We start from the raw sequence: 731 nt of genomic DNA, 5'->3' as shown, positions 1-731 counted from the left end.
TCAACCGTCACTGTCACGGTTTCTGTATTGCCATCTTCATTAGTGTACGTAAATTCGTCTTCACCATTGAAGTCTGCATCTGGTGTGTAGGTCACGGTACCGTCAGCGTTAATCGCTACTGTCCCGTTAGTACCATCGGTGACTGACGCAACCGGTGAAACTTCACCATCGGCATCCGTATCATTTGCGACGACATCGATAACTACTGGGGTATCTTCATCAGTTGTTGCGCTGTCAGCTACTAATACTGTGTCATCAGCAATCGGATCAACCGTCACTGTCACGGTTTCTGTATTGCCATCTTCATTAGTGTACGTAAATTCGTCTTCACCATTAAAGTCTGCGTTTGGCGTGTAAGTCACGGTGCCGTCAGCGTTAATCGCAACAGTCCCGTTCGTGCCGTCTGTCACTGATGCAACCGGTGAAACTTCACCATCTGCATCGCTGTCATTTGCGACAACATCGATAACTACCGGCGTATCTTCATCAGTCGTTGCGCTATCTGCGACTAATACTGTGTCATCGGCCACTGCTTCAACTGTTACTGTGACCGTTTCTGTATTGCCATCTTCATTGGTGTAAGTAAATTCGTCTTCACCATTAAAGTCTGCGTTTGGCGTGTAAGTCACGGTGCCGTCAGCGTTAATCGCAACGGTCCCGTTCGTGCCGTCTGTTACTGACGCAACAGGAGATGTGACACCATCTGCATCGGTATCATTTGCAACGACATC

Annotated in this window: 1 protein-coding gene; it reads right to left on the bottom strand. The window is 48.2% G+C overall.

Features of this window, described 5'->3' with window-relative positions; genetic code table 11:
* On the bottom strand, positions 1–731 hold a 731-nt coding region (locus tag V5290_RS17325; protein ID WP_333388774.1), incomplete at both ends, for an Ig-like domain-containing protein.

Source organism: Psychromonas arctica (assembly GCF_036697365.1).
GTDB classification, from domain to species: domain Bacteria; phylum Pseudomonadota; class Gammaproteobacteria; order Enterobacterales; family Psychromonadaceae; genus Psychromonas; species Psychromonas arctica_A.
The sequence above is the reverse complement of the archived record's forward strand: the minus strand, read 5'-3'. Positions and strand labels throughout refer to the sequence as shown.